The following is a 17,620-nucleotide window of genomic DNA, read 5'->3' on the forward strand; positions in this document are numbered from 1 at the left end:
CAGTGCGACTGATCGTTCACCCGCTTGTCCGCCCCCTACTGACGGTTGCAGCTGCCCTGCTACTGGCGTCACAGGCACTCGCCCAGGAGAGCCAGCAGGTTCAGGCCGATAACGCCTACCGAGCCGAAATCGTCCTGCTGGAAAGAGTTGTCGATCCGGTTCAGGTGACCGAACGCATGGCAGGCCGAGCGGTGGAGATGACGCCGGATTTGCCCGGCAAGCTGCTGGTCAAGGATTACGCCGGCAATGCACACACCACACTGAACCTGGTGGCGCCCAATGAAATGCGCTTGGGTAGCGCGGCCAACCGACTGGTCAACAGCGGCCGCTATCGGGTGCTGCTGACTGCGGGCTGGTATCAGGCATTCCCCCCCGACTACGAGGGCGAGCCCCTGCAAGTCGCACTCGGTGACTGGCTCGCGGAAGCCGGTCACCGGGAAATTGAGGGCACCATTACCATCGACCGTCAACGCTTCCTGCACGTCAACGTGGCCCTGAATCACTGGCGACCAGCGCCTGAGCCGGTGGCGGCAGCGACGCCCAGCATCGACGCCAGCGCTCCTGCGGACGACTCGGTCGCAGCCATGGCCCAGGGCGGTGAGATCCAAGGCGCGGCCTTGGCGACACCCAAAGCGGAACTGCTGACCTGGATACGGGAAACCCGGCGCATGCGCAGTGAGGAAATCCACTTCCTGGACTCCCCCACCATTGGCGTACTGGTCTTTTTCCGGAAAATCGAGAGCTAGCCGCCCGCCAACTCGGTGTCGAGCCGGCCTGGCGAGCCCCTGAACAGCACCAAATCGTCTCTAGATACCCTGAACGCCAGAGATGATCCGAAGTTGTTCAGAGGCTCCCCAGCTCGGCCACCGAATCCGCCAGAATCCGTTTGACCCCAGACATGCCCTGATCGATCGCCGCGTCAATCTCTTCCATGGTGATGATGTGATCGGTCTTGCCCGCAGCCCAGTTCACCACCAGGGCGAGGCAGACGTAGTTCATCTTCAACTCCATCGCCAGGACCGCTTCCGGCATACCCGTCATACCCACCAGATCACAGCCGTCCCGTTCCAGCCGCCGGATCTCGGCAGCGGTTTCCAGTCGCGGACCCTGGGTGGCGGCGTACACGCCGAAATCCGAACAGCCGAGACCGGCCGCCCGGGCTTTTTCAATCAGAATCTCCCGCGCCTTCGGGGTATAGGGATGGGTGAAGTCGATGTGGGTGGTAGACTCCAGCTCACCCTCGAAATAGGTGCTGGGACGGCCCCAGGTGTAGTCGATCAACTGGTCGGGTACCACCACTCGGGCGGGCCCCATTTCCGAATGAATGCCGCCTACCGCATTAACGCCGACCACGGTTTCCACGCCCGCTTCCCGGAGTGCCCACAGATTGGCGCGGTAATTCACCTGATGCGGCGGTATCCGGTGTGGGTCGCCATGGCGAGCCAGAAACACCACACCCTGGCCGTCGAGCGTGCCAAACACCAAAGGCGCCGAGGGTTCGCCCCAGGGCGTGTCCACTTCCCGCTCACCGGAGATGGACAAGCCGCTTAATTGGGTCAGGCCAGTGCCCCCGATGATGCCGACACGGCACGGACTGGCGGAACTCGATACGGTCATGATACGTGGCCTCCTTCGGCCTGGTGGGCGGCGGCTGCGCCCGCTGTCATCAGGTCGTCAGCGGCGGCCAAACGGAGAGTGTCCGGCAGATGCAAAGTGCGCGTCGGGAAGGCGACTTCAGCGCCGTGGCTCTCGATGATCTGACTGATTTTCAGCAACACATCCTGCTTGATGGCGTGGAATTTCACCCACTCCGTGGTCTTGGTAAAGGTATAGATCATGATATCCAGCGACGACGCATTGAAGGCGAGGAAGTTTACGATCAAGGTCTGACTGGTATCAATCTCGTCGTGAGATTCCAGCATGGAACGGATCTCCGATACGATCGGCGCCATCTGGCTCACGTCGGCGTACCGGATGCCCACGGTCTCCGATATCCGGCGATTATTCATGCGGGAGGGGTTCTCCACCGCGATGGTGGTGAAAGCGGCATTTGGCACATAGAGCGGACGCTTGTCGAAGGTACGAATGGTGGTCAACCGCCAACCAATCTGCTCGACGGTACCTTCGATGTTGCGGTCCGGGGAGCGAATCCAGTCACCCACTTTGAAGGGGCGATCCAGCTGAATGATGAAACCGCCAAAAAAATTGGCGAGCAGATCCTTTGCGGCAAAGCCAATGGCGATACCGCCAACGCCGCCGAATGCCAATACACCGGAGATGCTGTAGCCCAGCGACTGCATCACGATCAGCGCGGCGGTGATGATGACCACCGCCCGGAGTAACTTGCTGATGGTGGTCAGCGTCGTGTAATCCATCGGCCGCTGCACCCGTTCGGGCGACGCCAGCATGATTTCGCCCTGGCGGATCAATCCCAACAGCGTCCATACCAGCAACCAGATAAAGCCCAGGCTTAACAGGTCATCATTGGCTGTGAAGATCTCAGCCTGGGAGTAGTGGTAGGCCAACTCCGCTGACCAGTATATGCCCTGCAGCCAGACAAACCCGACCGCCGGCTTACGAACCGCGTGCAGGAAGGCGTCATCCCACAGATTGCGGGTGGCCGAAAAACGCCGCTCCATGAATAGAATGACCTTACTAACCAGATAGGCCACCACCGCCGTGAACAGGACCATGGCAAACACCGCCAGGGTCACCCGCCAGGTTTCAGACAGCGTCTGCCAGCTGTCCACCCAGTTGACCATCAATCCTGGAACGTCTTCTTCCATCACATCACTTTTCCTTCAGAGTATGCTGAATCGAGCCAGACTTTGGGTCTGGCGAAGCAAGCACCGGTCGACGGCTATTGGATCAACTATTGAATCAGCTATTGAATCAAAACCGGCGTACCGGGCGTCACCCGTGCGAACAGCTGCACCAGGTCTTCATTGCGCATGCGCACACAGCCATGGGAGCGCGGCAGCCCCATGGGCTCGCTATCCGGCGTGCCGTGAATGTATATGAAGCGTCTGAAACTATCGACCCCAGGACCACGATTCCGACCCCACTCCCGGCCACAGAGCCAGAGAATCCGGGTGAGGATCCAGTCCCGCTCGGGAAAACGCGCCGCTAACTGCGCTGAATAGACTTCACCGGTCGGTCGACGCGCTGAGAAAACCGCATTTATCGGCTGACCAGCACCAATGCAGGCCCGCACATAATGCTCACCCCGTGGCGTGCAACCGGAATCCTGCCGTTCTCCGGCACCGTTAAGGGCGGTTGAAATGGGATAGACCGCTGCAGGCCTGTCGGCAACGTCAAACAGCGTCAGGGTCTGGGCGCCAAGATCTATCTCCAGGCGCGGTAGGGTAGCTGCTGCCACGATAATTGCTCGCTGGGTTATCTTTCCTGGAAATGCCAGTGTTCCATCTGGTTAATTCGCTGACCTACTGAGTTTCCGAAAGGTTTGTCCCAGAGGGTTCTGAGCCAAGCAGTAGGTCAGCGAATTAACCCGACGGGACACCCGGGAGCGTAACTGACAGCCAGGGAATCAGGCAACTGAAGGTTTTGAAATGAGCGTTGGTACCGCCGCATCGGCCTGTAACCCGGCGGCAAGGAAGGGCACCAGACGGGCGGCGATCTCCTGCACCGTGGTTTCGACACCGAGTTTGTTTTGCAGAATGTCCCGCAGGGCATCGCTGCTGGACATGGTGAACGCGGTGGCGCCCAGCATGAACTGGATGCGCCAGTAACGGTCGACCGCCGACAGCTGCGGCGTGGCGCCCTTCAGCAGCGCCATGAAGCGGCCAAAGGCCTCGCTGTACTCTTGTTCGAGAAATTTCCGCAAGTGCCCCTGGGATTGGGTATAGGCCAGCCCCAGCAGGCGCATAAAAATGGAAATGCCCTTCTCATTGCGTTGCGGCATACGCACAGCACTTTCAGTCAACGCCCAGAGGGATTGGTCAAGACTGGGCGGGGTATCCCGACAACTGGCTTCCAGGTCATCGAAGGCCGTCTCCAGGGTTTGGCAGAAGGGAGTCAGGAAACGGGCAAACACCGCTTGTATCAGCGCATTCTTGGAACCAAAATGATAATTCACCGCCGCCAGGTTGACTCCCGCCTTGCTAGTGATCATCCTGAGGGACGTTTCGGAAAACCCCCGTTCAGCGAAAAGTTCCTCTGCCGCATCGAGGATGCGATCAACCGTATCAGACTGCGCCATGTGAATCCCAAGTTCAAAACAAACGTCTGTTTGAAACATACGTTTGAGTCCAGCGCTTGTCAAGGTCTCGGCTCGGGCTCTGCGGCAACCGTTTCCCAGCCCTCGTCGATTGCCTGTTGGTTGCCTTCGAAAAAGGCTTTCTGCAACCGATTGTACGCTTTCTCAGACTCCAGCATGTAAATAAGGTAGAGCCGGATATGCTCCCGCCGCGTCAGGTGGCGAGGCAACCATCGCTTCTCGGAGAGATCGATCAGCCGACGGAATCTTAACGCCCTCAGCGCGGGATTGAATTCGACCATTTGCGCACACTGCCAGAGCAATCCGGCATGCCCTTCAAGATGAGCGATGTGGCGGCGGGCATCTCGTACCAACCGCTGTCGCAATAACACCAGCTCCCAGTATGAAGGCAGACTGGAGTAAAGGCGCCGAATAAACGGCACTCCCGACAATAAGATAATGACGAAGGCGCCAAACCCGCTGCCCGCCAGCCAGGCGGGGACCAGGCCGGTGAGACCGCTGAGGAATACCAGGCCGGCCAGGACCACACAAAACAGCCAGATGTCTCGACGCCGGCGGGCTGCTGCAACGGTATAGTTGTCGGGCCAATCCGGCATGGCGAGGAGATTGAAGTCCAGCAACAACACCCGATCGCACTGACGAAGCAACAGCCGCAATTTCTTCTGTCGCTGACCCGCCTGCTGGGGCCGTGTTGATGGCCCGAGCTCGACCTCTCCGCCTTCGCTGGGCGGATCTTGCTGTGCCGATTGCTGCGACCCCGACGGTTGCGTGCCCGACTCTGCCGCGACGGCTTCGCTGGCACCCGGAGACATAGCGCTAAGCGTATCCGCACCCGGCTTGACCAGCGTGGGCTCGGTGCCCGCCACTGGGTCCGCAGGCCGCCCAGGGTGGAGCTTGGGCGCCCCCTCGGCTACCTCTGCCTGTTCTCTGCCGGTTGTCTCAGCCATAACTGTCTAATGTCCCTTAACACAAGTTCGTCGACTGCCGGTGCGGGGCTCCCGAAGGGCGTGCCGCCAGCCGTTGAATCCACCCAACCCGGACGCACCAGTTATTCGGGTATCGGCGGCGCAGCCGCAAACTTGAGTCGGTCGCAACATGCAGGGTTGGCACCGGTGACGGCGGCCGTTATGCTTGGCTCGCTCCCAGCGCACGCATGAAAGAGGAAAGGCATGTTTACAGGCATCGTTCAGGGTATTGCGACCATAGCTCACATCGATACCCAACCGGGTCTCCAAACCTTCGGCATCCGTTTCCCCCGGGCTCATTTGGACAACGTGACGATTGGCGCCTCCGTCGCCATTAATGGCACCTGCCTCACCGTTACCAGTCAGCAGGGGGATTGCCTGACGTTCGACGCCATGCAGGAAACCTTGCGATTGACCACCCTGGGCGAGCTCAAGCCCGGCGACGAGGTCAACTTCGAGCGGGCGGCACGCATCGGCGACGAGATTGGCGGCCACCTGCTTTCCGGCCACATCCATACCACCGCGCATTGCCAGGCCATCGAGCGCCCCGAGAATAATTGCATCCTGCAGTTTGAACTCGACGACGAGTGGCTACGCTATGTCTTCCCGAAAGGCTTCATCGCCATCAATGGCGCCAGCCTGACCGTGGGCGAAGTGACCAGCAACCGGTTTAACGTTCACCTGATTCCGGAAACACTGCGGGCCACGACGTTCTCCGACATCCAGATCGGTGATCGGGTCAATATCGAGATCGACAGCCAGACTCAAACCATTGTCGATACCCTGGCCCGGCTGGGCTACGACCGCCCCGGCTCATGACATGCCTCAAACACCACAAACTTGGGATTGGCATCGAGCTGACGAACCTGGCTGAAATCGCGGCGCAAAGTTTTGTGATAGCCCAGGTGCCGGTTACCGACCACCAGTAGCCGGCCACCGGGGCGCAACTGCTCAGCGGCCTGCCGAAACAGCCTCAGCGCGATGTGGTCACCCACCACGCCAGCCTCATGGAAAGGCGGATTGAGCAGGATCAGGTCGAAGTCGCCGGCGTCCTTAACGATGCCATCCCCATGGTAGAAATGGGCTCGGTGTTCGCCAAAATGGGTGGCGACGTTGCGCTGGCAACTGAGCACCGCCTGACTGGATACATCCGCGAAACTCACGTCCAGATCCGGCCGTTGCGCCATCGCGGCAATACCCTGAACGCCATTGCCACAGGCCAGGTCCAGCACTCTGGCTCCGGTTGCAAGGCCCGCCACTTGCTCACGCACCCAAGGCAGCAGAACGCTGGCGCCGATATCCAGCCGATCCCGGGCAAACACCGCCGGTAACGCCTGCAGCGGCAAACCTTCGGGGGCCAGTGTATAGCCCCGCCAGAGCGCGGGCCAGTGAGCCAGCCCGTCCGAGCCGGCCCGACAGACAACCACCCTGGCCTTCTTGCGGGCCGGCAATACCTCCTCGGTGGTAACCAGCCGGGCAAACACCTCCACACTGCTGTTCGGCAGGTGCTTGATCATGCCCCCGGCGAGCAGCACCCCTCCTGGCGCCAGAACATCGTTGGCCCAGCGCAACAGATACTCCAGATACTCCAACTGCCGGGGAATGCGCAGCACCAGCAAATCGAACGGGCCGGCCGACAACCCTTGCCAACTGCTAACCGGCCCTGCGGCGATCCCATTACGTCCTGCATTGTGTGCCAAGGCGCCATCAAGAACCGCACTGTCGGCAATGATCGCGGGCTGGTGGTCGGCCAGTGCCAGACTCAGCGCTCCGAAACTGTCATCCACTATGGCCACCCGCTGGCCGGGTTGCAGCCGCGCCCTGGCCGCCTCAATCAGCAGCTCGTCGGCAGCATCCCAGGCTTGCAGGCCACGACCGCGCGCGCCCGGCCGGCTCAGGGCCAGATCGACGTGGTTCAGATGGAGTCTATCGAGGCTCATAGGTGGCACCCATACTCGTGGTTTTGAATCTGACGCCATTCTAGGCTGATTATTCTAGAAAATAACCCTAGAGTGCGTCTTAAGATTCGAACGGCGCACCGCGCCCGGCAACGCACTGTTACTTTTTTCGAGATACGAGGGTTCCGATGATCCAAGATTCCATCAAAAACGGACTGGAGTCCGTACAAAGCACTCGCAAGCGCCTGGAAACGCAGCTGCGCCCGCAATTGGACTGGGCCACCGCCGAACTGAAGAAAGTGCTCAATGAGATGGGTGCCGATGTCAGCGAACCGACCTCATTGGCCGACGTGGTTGACCAGATTCGCAGCAAGAACCCGTCTCTGCGCGCCCTGGCCCGTCAGCTCGACGTAGCCACTTACGACCTGCGCAAGAAGCTGTGGTGGAACGCCAACATGATGACGGCTTATTTCACCGACAAGGCCGGCAAAACCTTCGAAGCAGAAGTTAAGCCGAAACTGATCGAAGCCCGCGACCGCGCAGAAGCACAGGCTCGTCGTGCCGTCGACCAGGTTCGCGAGCTGGGCCAGCAGTTTGCCGGCAACGCCGAGGAAGCCAGCAAAGACTGATTTCAGGTTGTGCTCCTCTCTGGATGCATGCCTATTTTTGCCCCTTACCCCAGGGGCTTTTTTCGTTTCCGGGCAAGCATAATTGGGCCAGAAGGGTGCCATGCTTCTGGCCCTTCCGACCTCCGATTCCAAGCCTCCCCCAGGTTCACTTCGGCTCGGCGTTAACCTGCTCGATAAACGCCGGCGTCAGCGCATCAATCACCGGGCGGGGACCACGCTCAAACTCGGGCGCCGGCGCATCGGGCTCGCGCTCCACCAGACGTGGCTCCTCAGACCAGTGCAATATTTCCAGTCGCCCATTGGCACGTTCGACCAGTGCGGTACAGTGTTCGACCCAATCACCATCGTTGCAGTACAAGCCTTCAGCGCTACGCAAGAAGCCAGCAGAATGGATGTGACCACAGATGAAGCCATCGTAGTTGCCGCGCTCGGCAACGGTCAGCGCGGCCATCTCAAACCGGCGAATGAAGGAGCGGGCCTTGCCGATGCGAGTTTTGACCCAAGCCGCCAGAGACCAGTACGGCTTCCTGCGCAAGCGGCGCCAGGCGTTAAACCAGCGGTTCAGCCGTAACAGCAGTCCGTGGGCCCGGTCACCGACCAATAGCATCAAAGGGCTGCAACGCACCACCTGATCAAACTGGTCGCCGTGACACACCACGAAGCGGCGGCCGTCGGCGGTGGTATGAATGGCTTTCTGCCGCAGTTCGATGCCGGACAAGGTCTGACCACAAAAGTGCCGCAAGAATTCATCATGGTTGCCCGGCACGTATATGACCCGTGTGCCACTGGCTGCGATATCGAGAATCTTGCGGACGATGGCCTGATGGGAATCCGGGAAATGCACCCGGCGCTGCATGGCGATCAGGTCGATAATATCCCCCACCAGATAGAGGGTTTCGCACTCAACATTGTCCAGAAAGTCCAGCAGGTATTCGGCCTGACAATCCGCCGACCCCAAGTGCACGTCCGAGATAAATACGCTCCGGTATCTGTCCATCCGCCGCCTCCAGCTTGCTTGATCTCTACCCCTAAAGTCGCGCAGCGGGATGACGGCGATGTGACAGACTCAGGACAGTTCAGTGACGTCGGGCATAGTTCTCAGTGACGTCGGGCATAGTTCTCAGTGACGCCTGGCACCTTCACCAGAAATACCCAACACAACGTTCGCAGACGCCTGGCGTAACCTTCAGAGACGCTTGATGCATGTTCAGAGACGCTTACAGCAATGTTCTAAGACGCTTACTGCTATGTTCAGAGACGCTTACTGCAATGTTCTAAGACGCTTACTGCTATGTTCAGAGACGCTTACTGCAATGTTCTGACACGCTTACCGCAATGTTCTGAGTCGCTTACCGCATGTTCAGAGCCGCTTGGCGCTGTAAACGGTGAAGCGATTGTCCTGGGCGAGGATTCGGCAGGGACCAACGAATTGCCGAATCAGGCGTTCGTAGGGTAGGAAACTGTTGGCCACCAGCCGCAACTCACCGCCGGATTGCAAGTGGCGCGCCGCCTCGGCCAGAAAGCGCTCAGTCATGGAGGTGTCGGTGCGTACGCCACGGTGGAACGGCGGATTGGTCACAAGCGTGGCGTACTGTCGCCCGGCACCGGCCAGGCCATCGCCGGGCTCGATCTGCCCCTGGGCGCCAGCGCGCTGATAGCTCTGCCATGCACAGGCCACGGCCTGAGCCTGAACGTCGATGCCATCCACCGTGAACGCGAGCCCCCGGGGAGTCGCCCACTGGTGTAGCCAGCTGCCGATAACCCCTGCACCACAGGCAAAATCCAGCACCGGACCGGCCACAGGCTCGTCAGCCAGACTCTGCAGCAACAGGCGAGTCCCCTCATCCAGCCGGCCATCGCTGAAAATACCCGGCAATCCAGCCACCTCCACCGAAACGCCCGCCACCTCGACCGAATGCCAGGTTAACCAGTCCGCTACCGTCAACGGGGCCTGGCTCACCATCCGCTCCGCCAGCCAGACCTGGCAGTGACGGGCGCTATCGACCTTGGCAGTGGAGTCGGCAAGGCTCTGCAGCTGTTTGACCGCGCTAGCAACACCTTCACGCTTCTCGCCCACCAGAACCAAGCGTCCAGACGGCGCCAACAACGCGCCGGCGAGCCTTAATCTTAGTCCGAGCTCGGCCTTGGCCTTGGGCATGAACACCACGACGGTGTCGGCGTTGCCGTAGGGGTTGGAGTCATCGAAATAGCCGAACAAAGGGCTCCATGGGCCAGCCGCCGGTAGCGACCGGTAAACGCCGTAATGTTCGGTAACCACATGCCCGCCCTCGGGAAGCTGGCCCAGAATCGCCGAATCCTGGAGTCCGACCAGCACCAGTCGCCCTTGCAGGAGTTCACGATTTTTCAGCAAGGCAGCGTGAGAGTTCAGCATTGAAGACATGAAAGGCCGTATCCCGTAGGTCGTTGATCGAAAGCGGGATACTGTAACGCGATTGTATGCTGGAGTCTCGCGGGGGGAGGAGCCCAAAAGCAAAAAGCCGACAACCTGAGGACGCTACGGTGACTTGAGGGCGCCACCGAAGCCGGCGCGCCCTATTTGTAACCGGCGACGGTACCCACACGCAAGGCGTCTTCCGGTGACATATCCCAATCAGCCGGCTTGACCGCAACGCCAGCCGACTGGGCCTGCGACTGCCCCTGGCGGGACGACTTGGACTTACGTTGACCAAACACACTCATAGCCTTATCGATTACATTGCGCATCGTAGTACCTCCTCCAGTTCACGGACTCAGTATACAAGCGACACGCGGGGGCACATGTTGACGCATTTCACGATTTTTTGACATTTATTAACATTCTGTATGCCAATTTGTTGCCGCAACAGGCAACTTGCCGGGCTTAACCGCTCGCACTGCCCTCCAGTCCCGCCGACGTGTGCATCGTGCTTTGGGCAAGATCCAGCAGTTCACGAAGGGCCACGGAGAACATGGCATATTCGGGTTCTCGTACGCCTTTCAGCTCCGCGAGCATGCCACGCCACCGACGGACCATCGGCTTGTACTGGGCAATCCAGTGCTCCACACAGGTTTCCGCCCCTTCCACCTTGCAGGCCAGGTTCAGCACCCCGGTGGTCAGCGACCGCTGCTGCCAATCCAGATCCTCACGAAAACTTTCTCGGGCCAGGGCCTGCCAGTGGGACGCCGGCACCAGCGCGGCGATGGCATTGGCAAACCAGGTGAGCTCCAGCTTGTCGCCCAGCGTGTAATAGAGGTTCGCCACCGACTTCAGCGGCATGCCAGTCGCTTCTTTGGCCTCGATGATGCCCAACGCAGAGTACAGATAGTCGCAACCGGAAATCACTGACGCCAAATCCTCCGGCACGCCCTTGGCCACCAAGGTCTCGTTTTTCCGGGTCCAATCCGCCCTGGCTTGCTCGCCCAGGTAATCCGGGAAATTAGCGGCAATCAGACCGATGCTGTCATGGAAGCGCGCCATGTGACTCTCGATGTCCAACTCGGCGCGGCGGTTACGCAACAACCAGCGTACCGCCCGGCGGATCAGGCGCATCAGGCTGTTCATCAACTCCATCTGTAGCTGGGCCGGCACCCGGTAGTCCAGGGCTTCGATCTTGTCCCACCAGGTATCAAGCCGGAAGATGTCCCGGGCGATGATCCAGGCCAGCGCAATGGCCGACGACGAAGCCCCTGTTGACTGCGCCAGTCGTTCGACAAAGGTGATTCCCATGTGGTTCACCATATCGTTGGCGATCTGGGTGGCGACGATTTCACGCTTGAGTTGATGGGCCTCCAGTTCGGTGGCGAACTTGTGGACCAGCGTTTCGGGGAAGACCTTGTGCATTTCCTGAATCAGCAACGGCTCGTCAGGCAGGTCGCTGTCGATCAGGGTCTGTTTCAGGTCGCCCTTGACGTAGGAGATCAACACCGACAGTTCCGGCCGGGTCAGGCCCTTTTTGTCGAGCTTTCGTTCGTTCAGGGTTTCATCGTCCGGCAGGAACTCCAGCTCCCGGTTAAGCTTGTTCGCCAACTCCATTGAATTCATCAGGCGGCGATACTCCTCCAGCCGGGTCGCCGCTTCCACCGTGGCGATGCTCAGGGCCTGGGTCTGACGATAATTGTTCTTCAGCACCAGCTCGGAGACGTCATTCGTCATCCTCTCCAACAGCTGGTTGCGCTGCTTCTCGGTGAGATCGCCGCTGGCGACCACGCCATTGAGCAGGATCTTCATGTTGACTTCATGGTCAGAACAATCCACGCCTCCGGCATTGTCGATGAAGTCGGTATTGAGCCGCCCTCCGGTCAGGGCGAATTCAATCCGCCCAAGCTGGGTCATACCGAGGTTGCCACCTTCCCCAACAACCCGGCAGCGCAGCTCAGAGCCGTTAATTCGCAGACCATCGTTGGCCTTGTCGCCCACGTCACCGTGAGATTCGCTGGCGGCCTTGATATAGGTGCCAATTCCCCCGAACCACAACAAGTCCACCTGGGACTTGAGAATGTGATTGATCAGCATATTGGGAGGCACCCGGTCTACCTTGATTCCCAGCAGGTTTTTCATTTCAGCGCTGACTGGAATCGACTTGGCGCTGCGGCTGAACACGCCCCCGCCTTTGGATATCAGCTCGGCGTTGTAATCGCTCCAGGCCGAACGGGGCATGCTGAACAGACGCTCCCGCTCGGCGAAGCTCTTGGCGGGGTCCGGTTGCGGATCCACAAAAATGTGCATGTGATTGAACGCTGCCACCAACCGGGTTTTATCCGACCGTAACAAGCCATTGCCGAAGACATCCCCAGCCATGTCTCCGATACCAATGGCGGTAAATTCGTCAGTGGCAGGATTGATCCCCAGCTCCCGGAAGTGCCGTTCCACCGAGACCCAGGCGCCCTTGGCGGTGATGCCCATTTTCTTGTGGTCGTAGCCGTTACTTCCGCCAGAGGCGAAGGCATCTCCCATCCAGAAGCCGTACTCCGCCGCCAGGCCGTTGGCGATATCGGAAAAGGTGGCCGTGCCCTTATCAGCGGCAACCACCAGGTAATGGTCGTCGTCATCGTGACGAATGAGACGCTCCGGTGGACAAATCTCGCCACCGACAAGATTGTCGGTCACATCGAGCAAACCCCGGATAAAACACTTGTAAGCCTCCACCCCTTCCTTGTGAAAGGCGTCCCGGTCCGACGGATCAGGCAGTTGCTTGGCAACAAACCCGCCCTTGGCCCCCACTGGCACGATGACCGAATTCTTGACCTGCTGCGCTTTTACCAGACCCAGAATTTCGGTGCGATAGTCCTCGAACCGGTCTGACCAGCGCAATCCGCCCCGCGCCACTCGCCCGCCCCGCAGGTGCACCCCCTCGACCCTGGGCGAATACACGAAAATCTCGAACATGGGCATTGGCAGTGGCATATCGGGAATTCGGGAAGGATCAAACTTGAGACTGATAAAGGCCTTGGGTTGGCCGCCATCGAGCTGGTAATAGTTGGTCCGCTGGGTTGCCTGCATCAACTCCAGATACAGCCGCAGAACCCGGTCTTCGCTGAGGTTCTCGACCCCTTCCAGCGCTGAGGTAAATTCAATCTCCAGCTTCTGCTGCCCGGCCCCACTCTTGGTGGCGCTTTGATAGCGGTCGGGATTGAATCTGACCTCAAAAAAGTCCAGCAGCAAGCGCGCCAGCTCGACGTGATTGACCAAGGTGTTGGAGATAAAGGTCTGACTGTTGGAAATTCGGATCTGACGCATGTAGCGGGCGTAAGTACGCAACAGCGCGATCTCCCGCCAATTCATGTAGGCGGACAGCAGCAGGCGATTAAAGCTGTCGTTCTCGGCTTCGCCATACCAGACCCGACGAAACAGGTCCTCGAAAATCGGCTTGATGCGGTGGATATCCACCACCACGCCACGGCGGGCCTCAAGTGAAAAATCGTGAATCCACACGGTACGCTCGTTGCGGTCGATCACCTCAAAAGGGTGCTCTCCGATCACCCGGAACCCGAGGTTTTCAAAAATGGGCATGACATCGGACAGCGGCAGCGGCACATCCGGGTGGAACAGCTTGAAGTGGAAGGTGCTCTCCGCCTCCTCCAAAGCCCGATAAAAACTCATGCCCAACCGTTTGGTGTTAACCACATCGCTGATGTGGTCCAGATCGATGGCCGCGCGTCTTGGCGAAAACATGTCCTGGTACGATGACGGAAAGGCAGAGTTGAACAAGTGGTAAATTTCGTTACCGCGCTCCTCGCCGTAGGTTTCGCTCAACGCTTCGTCCAGACCATCGCGCCAGGACTGAGCCAACTCTATGATTCTCTCTTGGAGCTCGGCGGTGGGTAGCTGGCGGTTTTCCACCTGGGGAACCCGGATCGTGAACTGGACCCGTGCCAACACCGATTCCGAGAAATGAGTTACAAACTCGATATCCTGGGCATCAAGGCGCTCACACAACTCCCGCTCGACCCTCAGCCGCAGCTCGGTGTTGTAGATGTCCCGGGGAAAGAAGCACAGACAGGTCACGAACTGGGCGTACACTTCCTCCCGCATGAACAGCCGTACCTTGCGGCGTTCCTGAATGTAGTGGATATCAAGCGCGGTCTTAAGCAGCTCCTGGTGGTCGATCTGGAACAGCTCATCCCGCGGGTACAGCACCAGAATCTGCTCCAGCTCCTTGCCTGCGTAATCGTCCCGCAGGAAACCGGAATTCACCATGACCGCTTCCACCTTGCGCCGCAGCAGCGGAATTTCGTCCGGGCGCTCGTTGTAAACCCGAGACGTATACAGCCCGAGGAATCGCCGCTCTCCGACCACCTCCCCCTTGTCGTCGAACTTCTTGATCGCGATGTAGTCGGGGTAAGCTGGGCGGTGAACCCGGGAACGCTGCGCGGACTTGGCGAAAATGAAGATGTCCTCGGTCCGGGTCATTTCCTGGCGGGTGCGTTTGGGCAGTTCGCTCAGCCGGACTTTGGCCGGGCGCTCATTGTTAACCCGCAAGATGCCAAGTTCGGAATTCGCCACCCGGCGCACCACGGTGCCTTTGCCGTCCTTGACGAAGTTGTATTCGTCATAGCCAAGAAAGGTAAACCGGTCCAGCGACAACCACTTGAGAAATTCCCTCGCCTCTTGCCGGTCCTCGTCGTTGATTTTAGCGGACGTGGTATCGAGTTCTTCAATGATGGCATTCACCTTGTCAGTCACCAGCGGGTAATCCTCGACCGCGATGCGTACCTCGTGCAGCACCGTTTGCAGCACCTCCTCCAACCTGGTCAGGTCATCGGGGTCACTGTGTCGATCAATCTCCAGCATGATGAAGGCTTCGTAATCGGTCTTTTTGGTCGAGCGTTGGCTGGTATACAGTTTCTTCAGCTTGCCATTGCGATCACGATCTACCTGAAGCACGGCATGGTGAATGGTGTGGGTGCCGATTTCCCGTTGATTGATGGCAATGCGAATGGAATCGATCAGAAACGGAATGTTAGGGTGCAGCACGAAAATGACGGTGTGGGACGACTGCCAGCCATCGCTCTCCAGATCCGCATTGAACACCGATACCGGGGATTCATCCGTTTTGCGAGTCTGGAAGAACTGCCAGGCCGCCAGCACCGAACCGTAGGTGTCGGAGAATCGACGACTGACCAGCTCGTCCAGCGGCATGTGAGCCAGGTACTGAACGGCAAAATCATTGAGTCGCTTGGCTTCGGATTTTTCAATTTTCTCAGCAAAAGCCTCGGATAACTGCCCGAAAAACTGCTCTTTGCTGGCCACGGTCAGCGCGTTCATGATCAACCTCGGTCAGGTTAATGAAATGGTAATTTTCACAGGCATATCAGCCCTCGGTTCCACTTAGAGCCAGCAAACCGAGCCCTTACGGGAACAGACAGGCATCCAGAAACTCGTTTACTGTCACACAAGCATAGTCAAGCCCTTGATTTTTGCCGGCCAGCCCCAAAAACTGGAACCGTTTTGGAGATCCGAAATTACACCTATGGAGCGGAATCGGCCGATGTCGTTACAGTACACATTTGGGGAACTCAGGGCTCAACTAGCCAAAAGGATCATTGGCCAGGAAAAGCTGGTGGAACGGCTGCTGATTGCGCTGCTGGCGGACGGCCATCTGCTGGTCGAGGGCGCACCGGGGCTGGCCAAAACCACCGCCATCAAAGCCCTGGCGGATCATCTCGAAGGCGACTTCCATCGCATTCAGTTCACCCCCGATCTGCTGCCATCCGACGTAACCGGCAGTGAAATCTATCGCCCGGAGACGGGCCAGTTCGAGTTCCAGAAGGGCCCCATCTTCCATAACCTGGTGTTGGCGGATGAAATCAACCGTGCACCCGCCAAGGTGCAGTCGGCGCTGCTGGAGGCCATGGGCGAACGCCAGGTCAGCGTCGGCATGCGCACCTTCCCGTTGGATCAGCTATTCCTGGTCATGGCGACCCAAAACCCGATTGAGCAGGAAGGCACCTACCCGCTTCCGGAAGCCCAACTGGATCGCTTCCTGATGCACGTCGTCATCGACTATCCGTCGCCGCAGGCGGAACGGGCGATCCTTCACCTGGCGAGAAACGATTACCGCACTGGCCAACCCAAAGCCGACATTCGAGTGACCGCCGAGCAGGTGTTCGAAGCCCGCCGCGCGATTTCCGACGTGTTCATGTCGGAGGCGGTGGAGGACTACCTGTTGGCCCTGGTGCTGGCAAGCCGTGATCCCGCCAGCCTGGACCCTGAGCTTGATCGCTGGACGTCGTTCGGCGCCAGCCCGCGGGGCACCATTGCCCTCGACCGATGCGCGCGCGCCCTGGCCTGGCTCTCCGGGCGGGACTACGTGACCCCGGACGATATTCGCAACGTTGCCTTCGATGTCCTCCGGCACCGGCTGCTGCTCACCTTCGAGGCGGAGGCCGAGGGCATGACACCGGATACGGTGATTCAACGACTGATCGACCGCGTCCCGGTCACCGCTTGAGGCCCCCATGCCCGAAGCCATGACCTCACCGGCCACGCACATCACATTGCCCGCCCTGATCCGCCTACAGGCCGAGGCCAGGACCCTGCGATTACCGAGCGCCCGCCCGGCCAACAGCCGCCAGGCCGGGCTGCAACATTCCCCCCACAAGGGACGGGGCATGGCCTTTGCGGAAGTTCGCCCGTACCAGGCCGGCGACGACATTCGCAGCATCGACTGGCGGGTGACCGCCCGACGGCAGACGCCCCACACCAAACTCTATGAGGAAGAGCGGGAACGCCCGCTACTGCTGATCTGCGACCTTGGCAACTCGCTCTATTTCGGCAGTGTCGGCGCCTACAAACAGGTTCGCTGCGCCCAATTGGCCGCCTTGCTGGCCTGGCTCGGGCTCTGGTCTGGCGATCAGGTCGGTGGCATAGTGTTCAATGATAATCGCATCGACGTTCTGCGCCCGGCACGCAGGAAAAAGACCGTGCTCAGGCTGCTGGATAATCTCGCCCAGTTCCAGCACCAACCGAACGATCCCCTGCCCGCTCGTTCAACCGACGCGCCTGCGGCAATCGGGCTCGATACCGCGCTCCAGGAAGCCCGGCGGGTCAGCCACACCGGCGGCCGCGTCTTCGTGCTCAGCGATTTCCTGTCGGTCAGCGACGAGACCCCAGCCCTGCTGGCAAGCCTCTCCCAGCACAATACGGTAACGGCCTTGCGCATTACCGACCCGCTGGAACAGGCGCTGCCAGACACCGGGCGGTTCGCCGTCGCAAGTCCCGACGGCCCCCTCTGGTTTGACGCTGGCGATTCCCGTTTCCAGGCCGCTTTCTCGAACCGGGTCGGGCAGCATGAACAACGGTTGGCGCACTGTTTCCGCCGCTCCGCCGTCGATGCCCAGACCGTATCCACGGCGGAAAATGCGGCGCAATCCCTGAAAACGCTGCTTGGGCCTCGCGGCCAGTTGAGATAA

Annotated in this window: 15 protein-coding genes; 5 read left to right on the plus strand and 10 right to left on the minus strand. The window is 59.6% G+C overall.

What is annotated here, in order from left to right; all coding sequences use genetic code 11:
- Window positions 1-2: 2 nt before the first annotated feature.
- Window positions 3-746 (plus strand): CsiV family protein, encoded by a 744-nt coding sequence (locus tag N6L25_RS06020; RefSeq protein ID WP_271978853.1) that lies wholly within the window; start codon window positions 3-5, stop codon window positions 744-746.
- A 97-nt stretch (window positions 747-843) separates the two neighbouring features.
- Here N6L25_RS06020 and N6L25_RS06025 read toward each other — a convergent pair whose 3' ends face one another.
- The 5 genes from N6L25_RS06025 to N6L25_RS06045 all read right to left on the minus strand — a co-directional run bounded on the left by N6L25_RS06025 (window position 844) and on the right by N6L25_RS06045 (window position 5,184).
- On the minus strand, window positions 844-1,617 hold the full coding sequence (locus N6L25_RS06025; protein ID WP_271978854.1) for an S-methyl-5'-thioinosine phosphorylase: 774 nt from the start codon (window positions 1,615-1,617) through the stop codon (window positions 844-846).
- Complete coding sequence (locus tag N6L25_RS06030; protein WP_271978855.1) at window positions 1,614-2,786, minus strand: mechanosensitive ion channel family protein; 1,173 nt, start codon at window positions 2,784-2,786, stop codon at window positions 1,614-1,616. The genes N6L25_RS06025 and N6L25_RS06030 overlap by 4 nt, the downstream gene beginning before the upstream one ends.
- A 98-nt stretch (window positions 2,787-2,884) precedes the next feature.
- Window positions 2,885-3,379, minus strand: a complete 495-nt coding sequence (locus N6L25_RS06035) for a L,D-transpeptidase family protein (protein WP_442915210.1) — start codon at window positions 3,377-3,379, stop codon at window positions 2,885-2,887.
- A 168-nt stretch (window positions 3,380-3,547) separates the two neighbouring features.
- The gene (locus N6L25_RS06040; RefSeq protein WP_271978856.1) at window positions 3,548-4,219 is read right to left on the minus strand and encodes a TetR/AcrR family transcriptional regulator; all 672 of its coding nucleotides are present in this window, start codon (window positions 4,217-4,219) and stop codon (window positions 3,548-3,550) included.
- A 59-nt stretch (window positions 4,220-4,278) separates the two neighbouring features.
- A complete protein-coding gene (locus N6L25_RS06045) occupies window positions 4,279-5,184 on the minus strand; it encodes a hypothetical protein (protein ID WP_271978857.1) in 906 nt (301 codons plus the stop codon).
- 222 nt (window positions 5,185-5,406) lie between these two features.
- On the opposite strand from N6L25_RS06045, the gene N6L25_RS06050 reads away from it, so the two are divergent.
- Window positions 5,407-6,021 carry a riboflavin synthase subunit alpha gene (locus N6L25_RS06050; protein ID WP_271978858.1) on the plus strand — a complete coding sequence of 205 codons (615 nt, stop codon included), beginning with the start codon at window positions 5,407-5,409 and terminating at the stop codon, window positions 6,019-6,021.
- On the opposite strand, the gene N6L25_RS06055 is transcribed toward N6L25_RS06050, so the two are convergent.
- Complete coding sequence (locus N6L25_RS06055) at window positions 6,000-7,142, minus strand: class I SAM-dependent methyltransferase (RefSeq protein ID WP_271978859.1); 1,143 nt, start codon at window positions 7,140-7,142, stop codon at window positions 6,000-6,002. The two genes, N6L25_RS06050 and N6L25_RS06055, sit on opposite strands and share 22 nt — an antisense overlap.
- A gap of 146 nt (window positions 7,143-7,288) precedes the next feature.
- Between N6L25_RS06055 and N6L25_RS06060 the strand changes: the two genes are divergently transcribed.
- On the plus strand, window positions 7,289-7,729 hold the full coding sequence (locus tag N6L25_RS06060) for a hypothetical protein (RefSeq protein ID WP_271978860.1): 441 nt from the start codon (window positions 7,289-7,291) through the stop codon (window positions 7,727-7,729).
- Between the two features lie 145 nt (window positions 7,730-7,874).
- Here N6L25_RS06060 and N6L25_RS06065 read toward each other — a convergent pair whose 3' ends face one another.
- The 4 genes from N6L25_RS06065 to N6L25_RS06080 form a co-directional block, all read right to left on the minus strand.
- Window positions 7,875-8,726 carry a UDP-2,3-diacylglucosamine diphosphatase gene (locus N6L25_RS06065; protein ID WP_271978861.1) on the minus strand — a complete coding sequence of 284 codons (852 nt, stop codon included), beginning with the start codon at window positions 8,724-8,726 and terminating at the stop codon, window positions 7,875-7,877.
- A 363-nt stretch (window positions 8,727-9,089) separates the two neighbouring features.
- Window positions 9,090-10,130, minus strand: a complete 1,041-nt coding sequence (locus N6L25_RS06070; RefSeq protein ID WP_271978862.1) for a class I SAM-dependent methyltransferase — start codon at window positions 10,128-10,130, stop codon at window positions 9,090-9,092.
- Between the two features lie 152 nt (window positions 10,131-10,282).
- Window positions 10,283-10,453 (minus strand): hypothetical protein, encoded by a 171-nt coding sequence (locus tag N6L25_RS06075; protein WP_271978863.1) that lies wholly within the window; start codon window positions 10,451-10,453, stop codon window positions 10,283-10,285.
- A 136-nt stretch (window positions 10,454-10,589) separates the two neighbouring features.
- Entirely contained in the window at window positions 10,590-15,473 is a 4,884-nt protein-coding gene (locus N6L25_RS06080) for an NAD-glutamate dehydrogenase (RefSeq protein WP_271978864.1), read from the minus strand.
- Between the two features lie 223 nt (window positions 15,474-15,696).
- Between N6L25_RS06080 and N6L25_RS06085 the strand changes: the two genes are divergently transcribed.
- Both N6L25_RS06085 and N6L25_RS06090 read left to right on the plus strand, forming a co-directional pair.
- Window positions 15,697-16,659, plus strand: coding sequence for an AAA family ATPase (locus N6L25_RS06085; RefSeq protein WP_271978865.1), 963 nt, complete (start codon window positions 15,697-15,699; stop codon window positions 16,657-16,659).
- 7 nt (window positions 16,660-16,666) lie between these two features.
- A complete protein-coding gene (locus N6L25_RS06090) occupies window positions 16,667-17,620 on the plus strand; it encodes a DUF58 domain-containing protein (RefSeq protein WP_271978866.1) in 954 nt (317 codons plus the stop codon).

The organism is Marinobacter sp. SS21 (assembly GCF_028369065.1).
Taxonomy (GTDB): domain Bacteria; phylum Pseudomonadota; class Gammaproteobacteria; order Pseudomonadales; family Oleiphilaceae; genus Marinobacter.

What these genes read in the sequence shown, in the direction of transcription:
- N6L25_RS06025 (WP_271978854.1), bottom strand. Translation starts at nt 1,617, where the DNA reads ATGACCGTATCGAGTTCCGCCAGTCCGTGCCGTGTCGGCATCATCGGG.
- N6L25_RS06030 (WP_271978855.1), bottom strand. Translation starts at nt 2,786, where the DNA reads ATGGAAGAAGACGTTCCAGGATTGATGGTCAACTGGGTGGACAGCTGG.
- N6L25_RS06040 (WP_271978856.1), bottom strand. Translation starts at nt 4,219, where the DNA reads ATGGCGCAGTCTGATACGGTTGATCGCATCCTCGATGCGGCAGAGGAA.
- N6L25_RS06045 (WP_271978857.1), bottom strand. Translation starts at nt 5,184, where the DNA reads ATGGCTGAGACAACCGGCAGAGAACAGGCAGAGGTAGCCGAGGGGGCG.
- N6L25_RS06050 (WP_271978858.1), top strand. Translation starts at nt 5,407, where the DNA reads ATGTTTACAGGCATCGTTCAGGGTATTGCGACCATAGCTCACATCGAT.
- N6L25_RS06055 (WP_271978859.1), bottom strand. Translation starts at nt 7,142, where the DNA reads ATGAGCCTCGATAGACTCCATCTGAACCACGTCGATCTGGCCCTGAGC.
- N6L25_RS06060 (WP_271978860.1), top strand. Translation starts at nt 7,289, where the DNA reads ATGATCCAAGATTCCATCAAAAACGGACTGGAGTCCGTACAAAGCACT.
- N6L25_RS06065 (WP_271978861.1), bottom strand. Translation starts at nt 8,726, where the DNA reads ATGGACAGATACCGGAGCGTATTTATCTCGGACGTGCACTTGGGGTCG.
- N6L25_RS06070 (WP_271978862.1), bottom strand. Translation starts at nt 10,130, where the DNA reads ATGTCTTCAATGCTGAACTCTCACGCTGCCTTGCTGAAAAATCGTGAA.
- N6L25_RS06075 (WP_271978863.1), bottom strand. Translation starts at nt 10,453, where the DNA reads ATGCGCAATGTAATCGATAAGGCTATGAGTGTGTTTGGTCAACGTAAG.
- N6L25_RS06080 (WP_271978864.1), bottom strand. Translation starts at nt 15,473, where the DNA reads ATGAACGCGCTGACCGTGGCCAGCAAAGAGCAGTTTTTCGGGCAGTTA.
- N6L25_RS06085 (WP_271978865.1), top strand. Translation starts at nt 15,697, where the DNA reads ATGTCGTTACAGTACACATTTGGGGAACTCAGGGCTCAACTAGCCAAA.
- N6L25_RS06090 (WP_271978866.1), top strand. Translation starts at nt 16,667, where the DNA reads ATGCCCGAAGCCATGACCTCACCGGCCACGCACATCACATTGCCCGCC.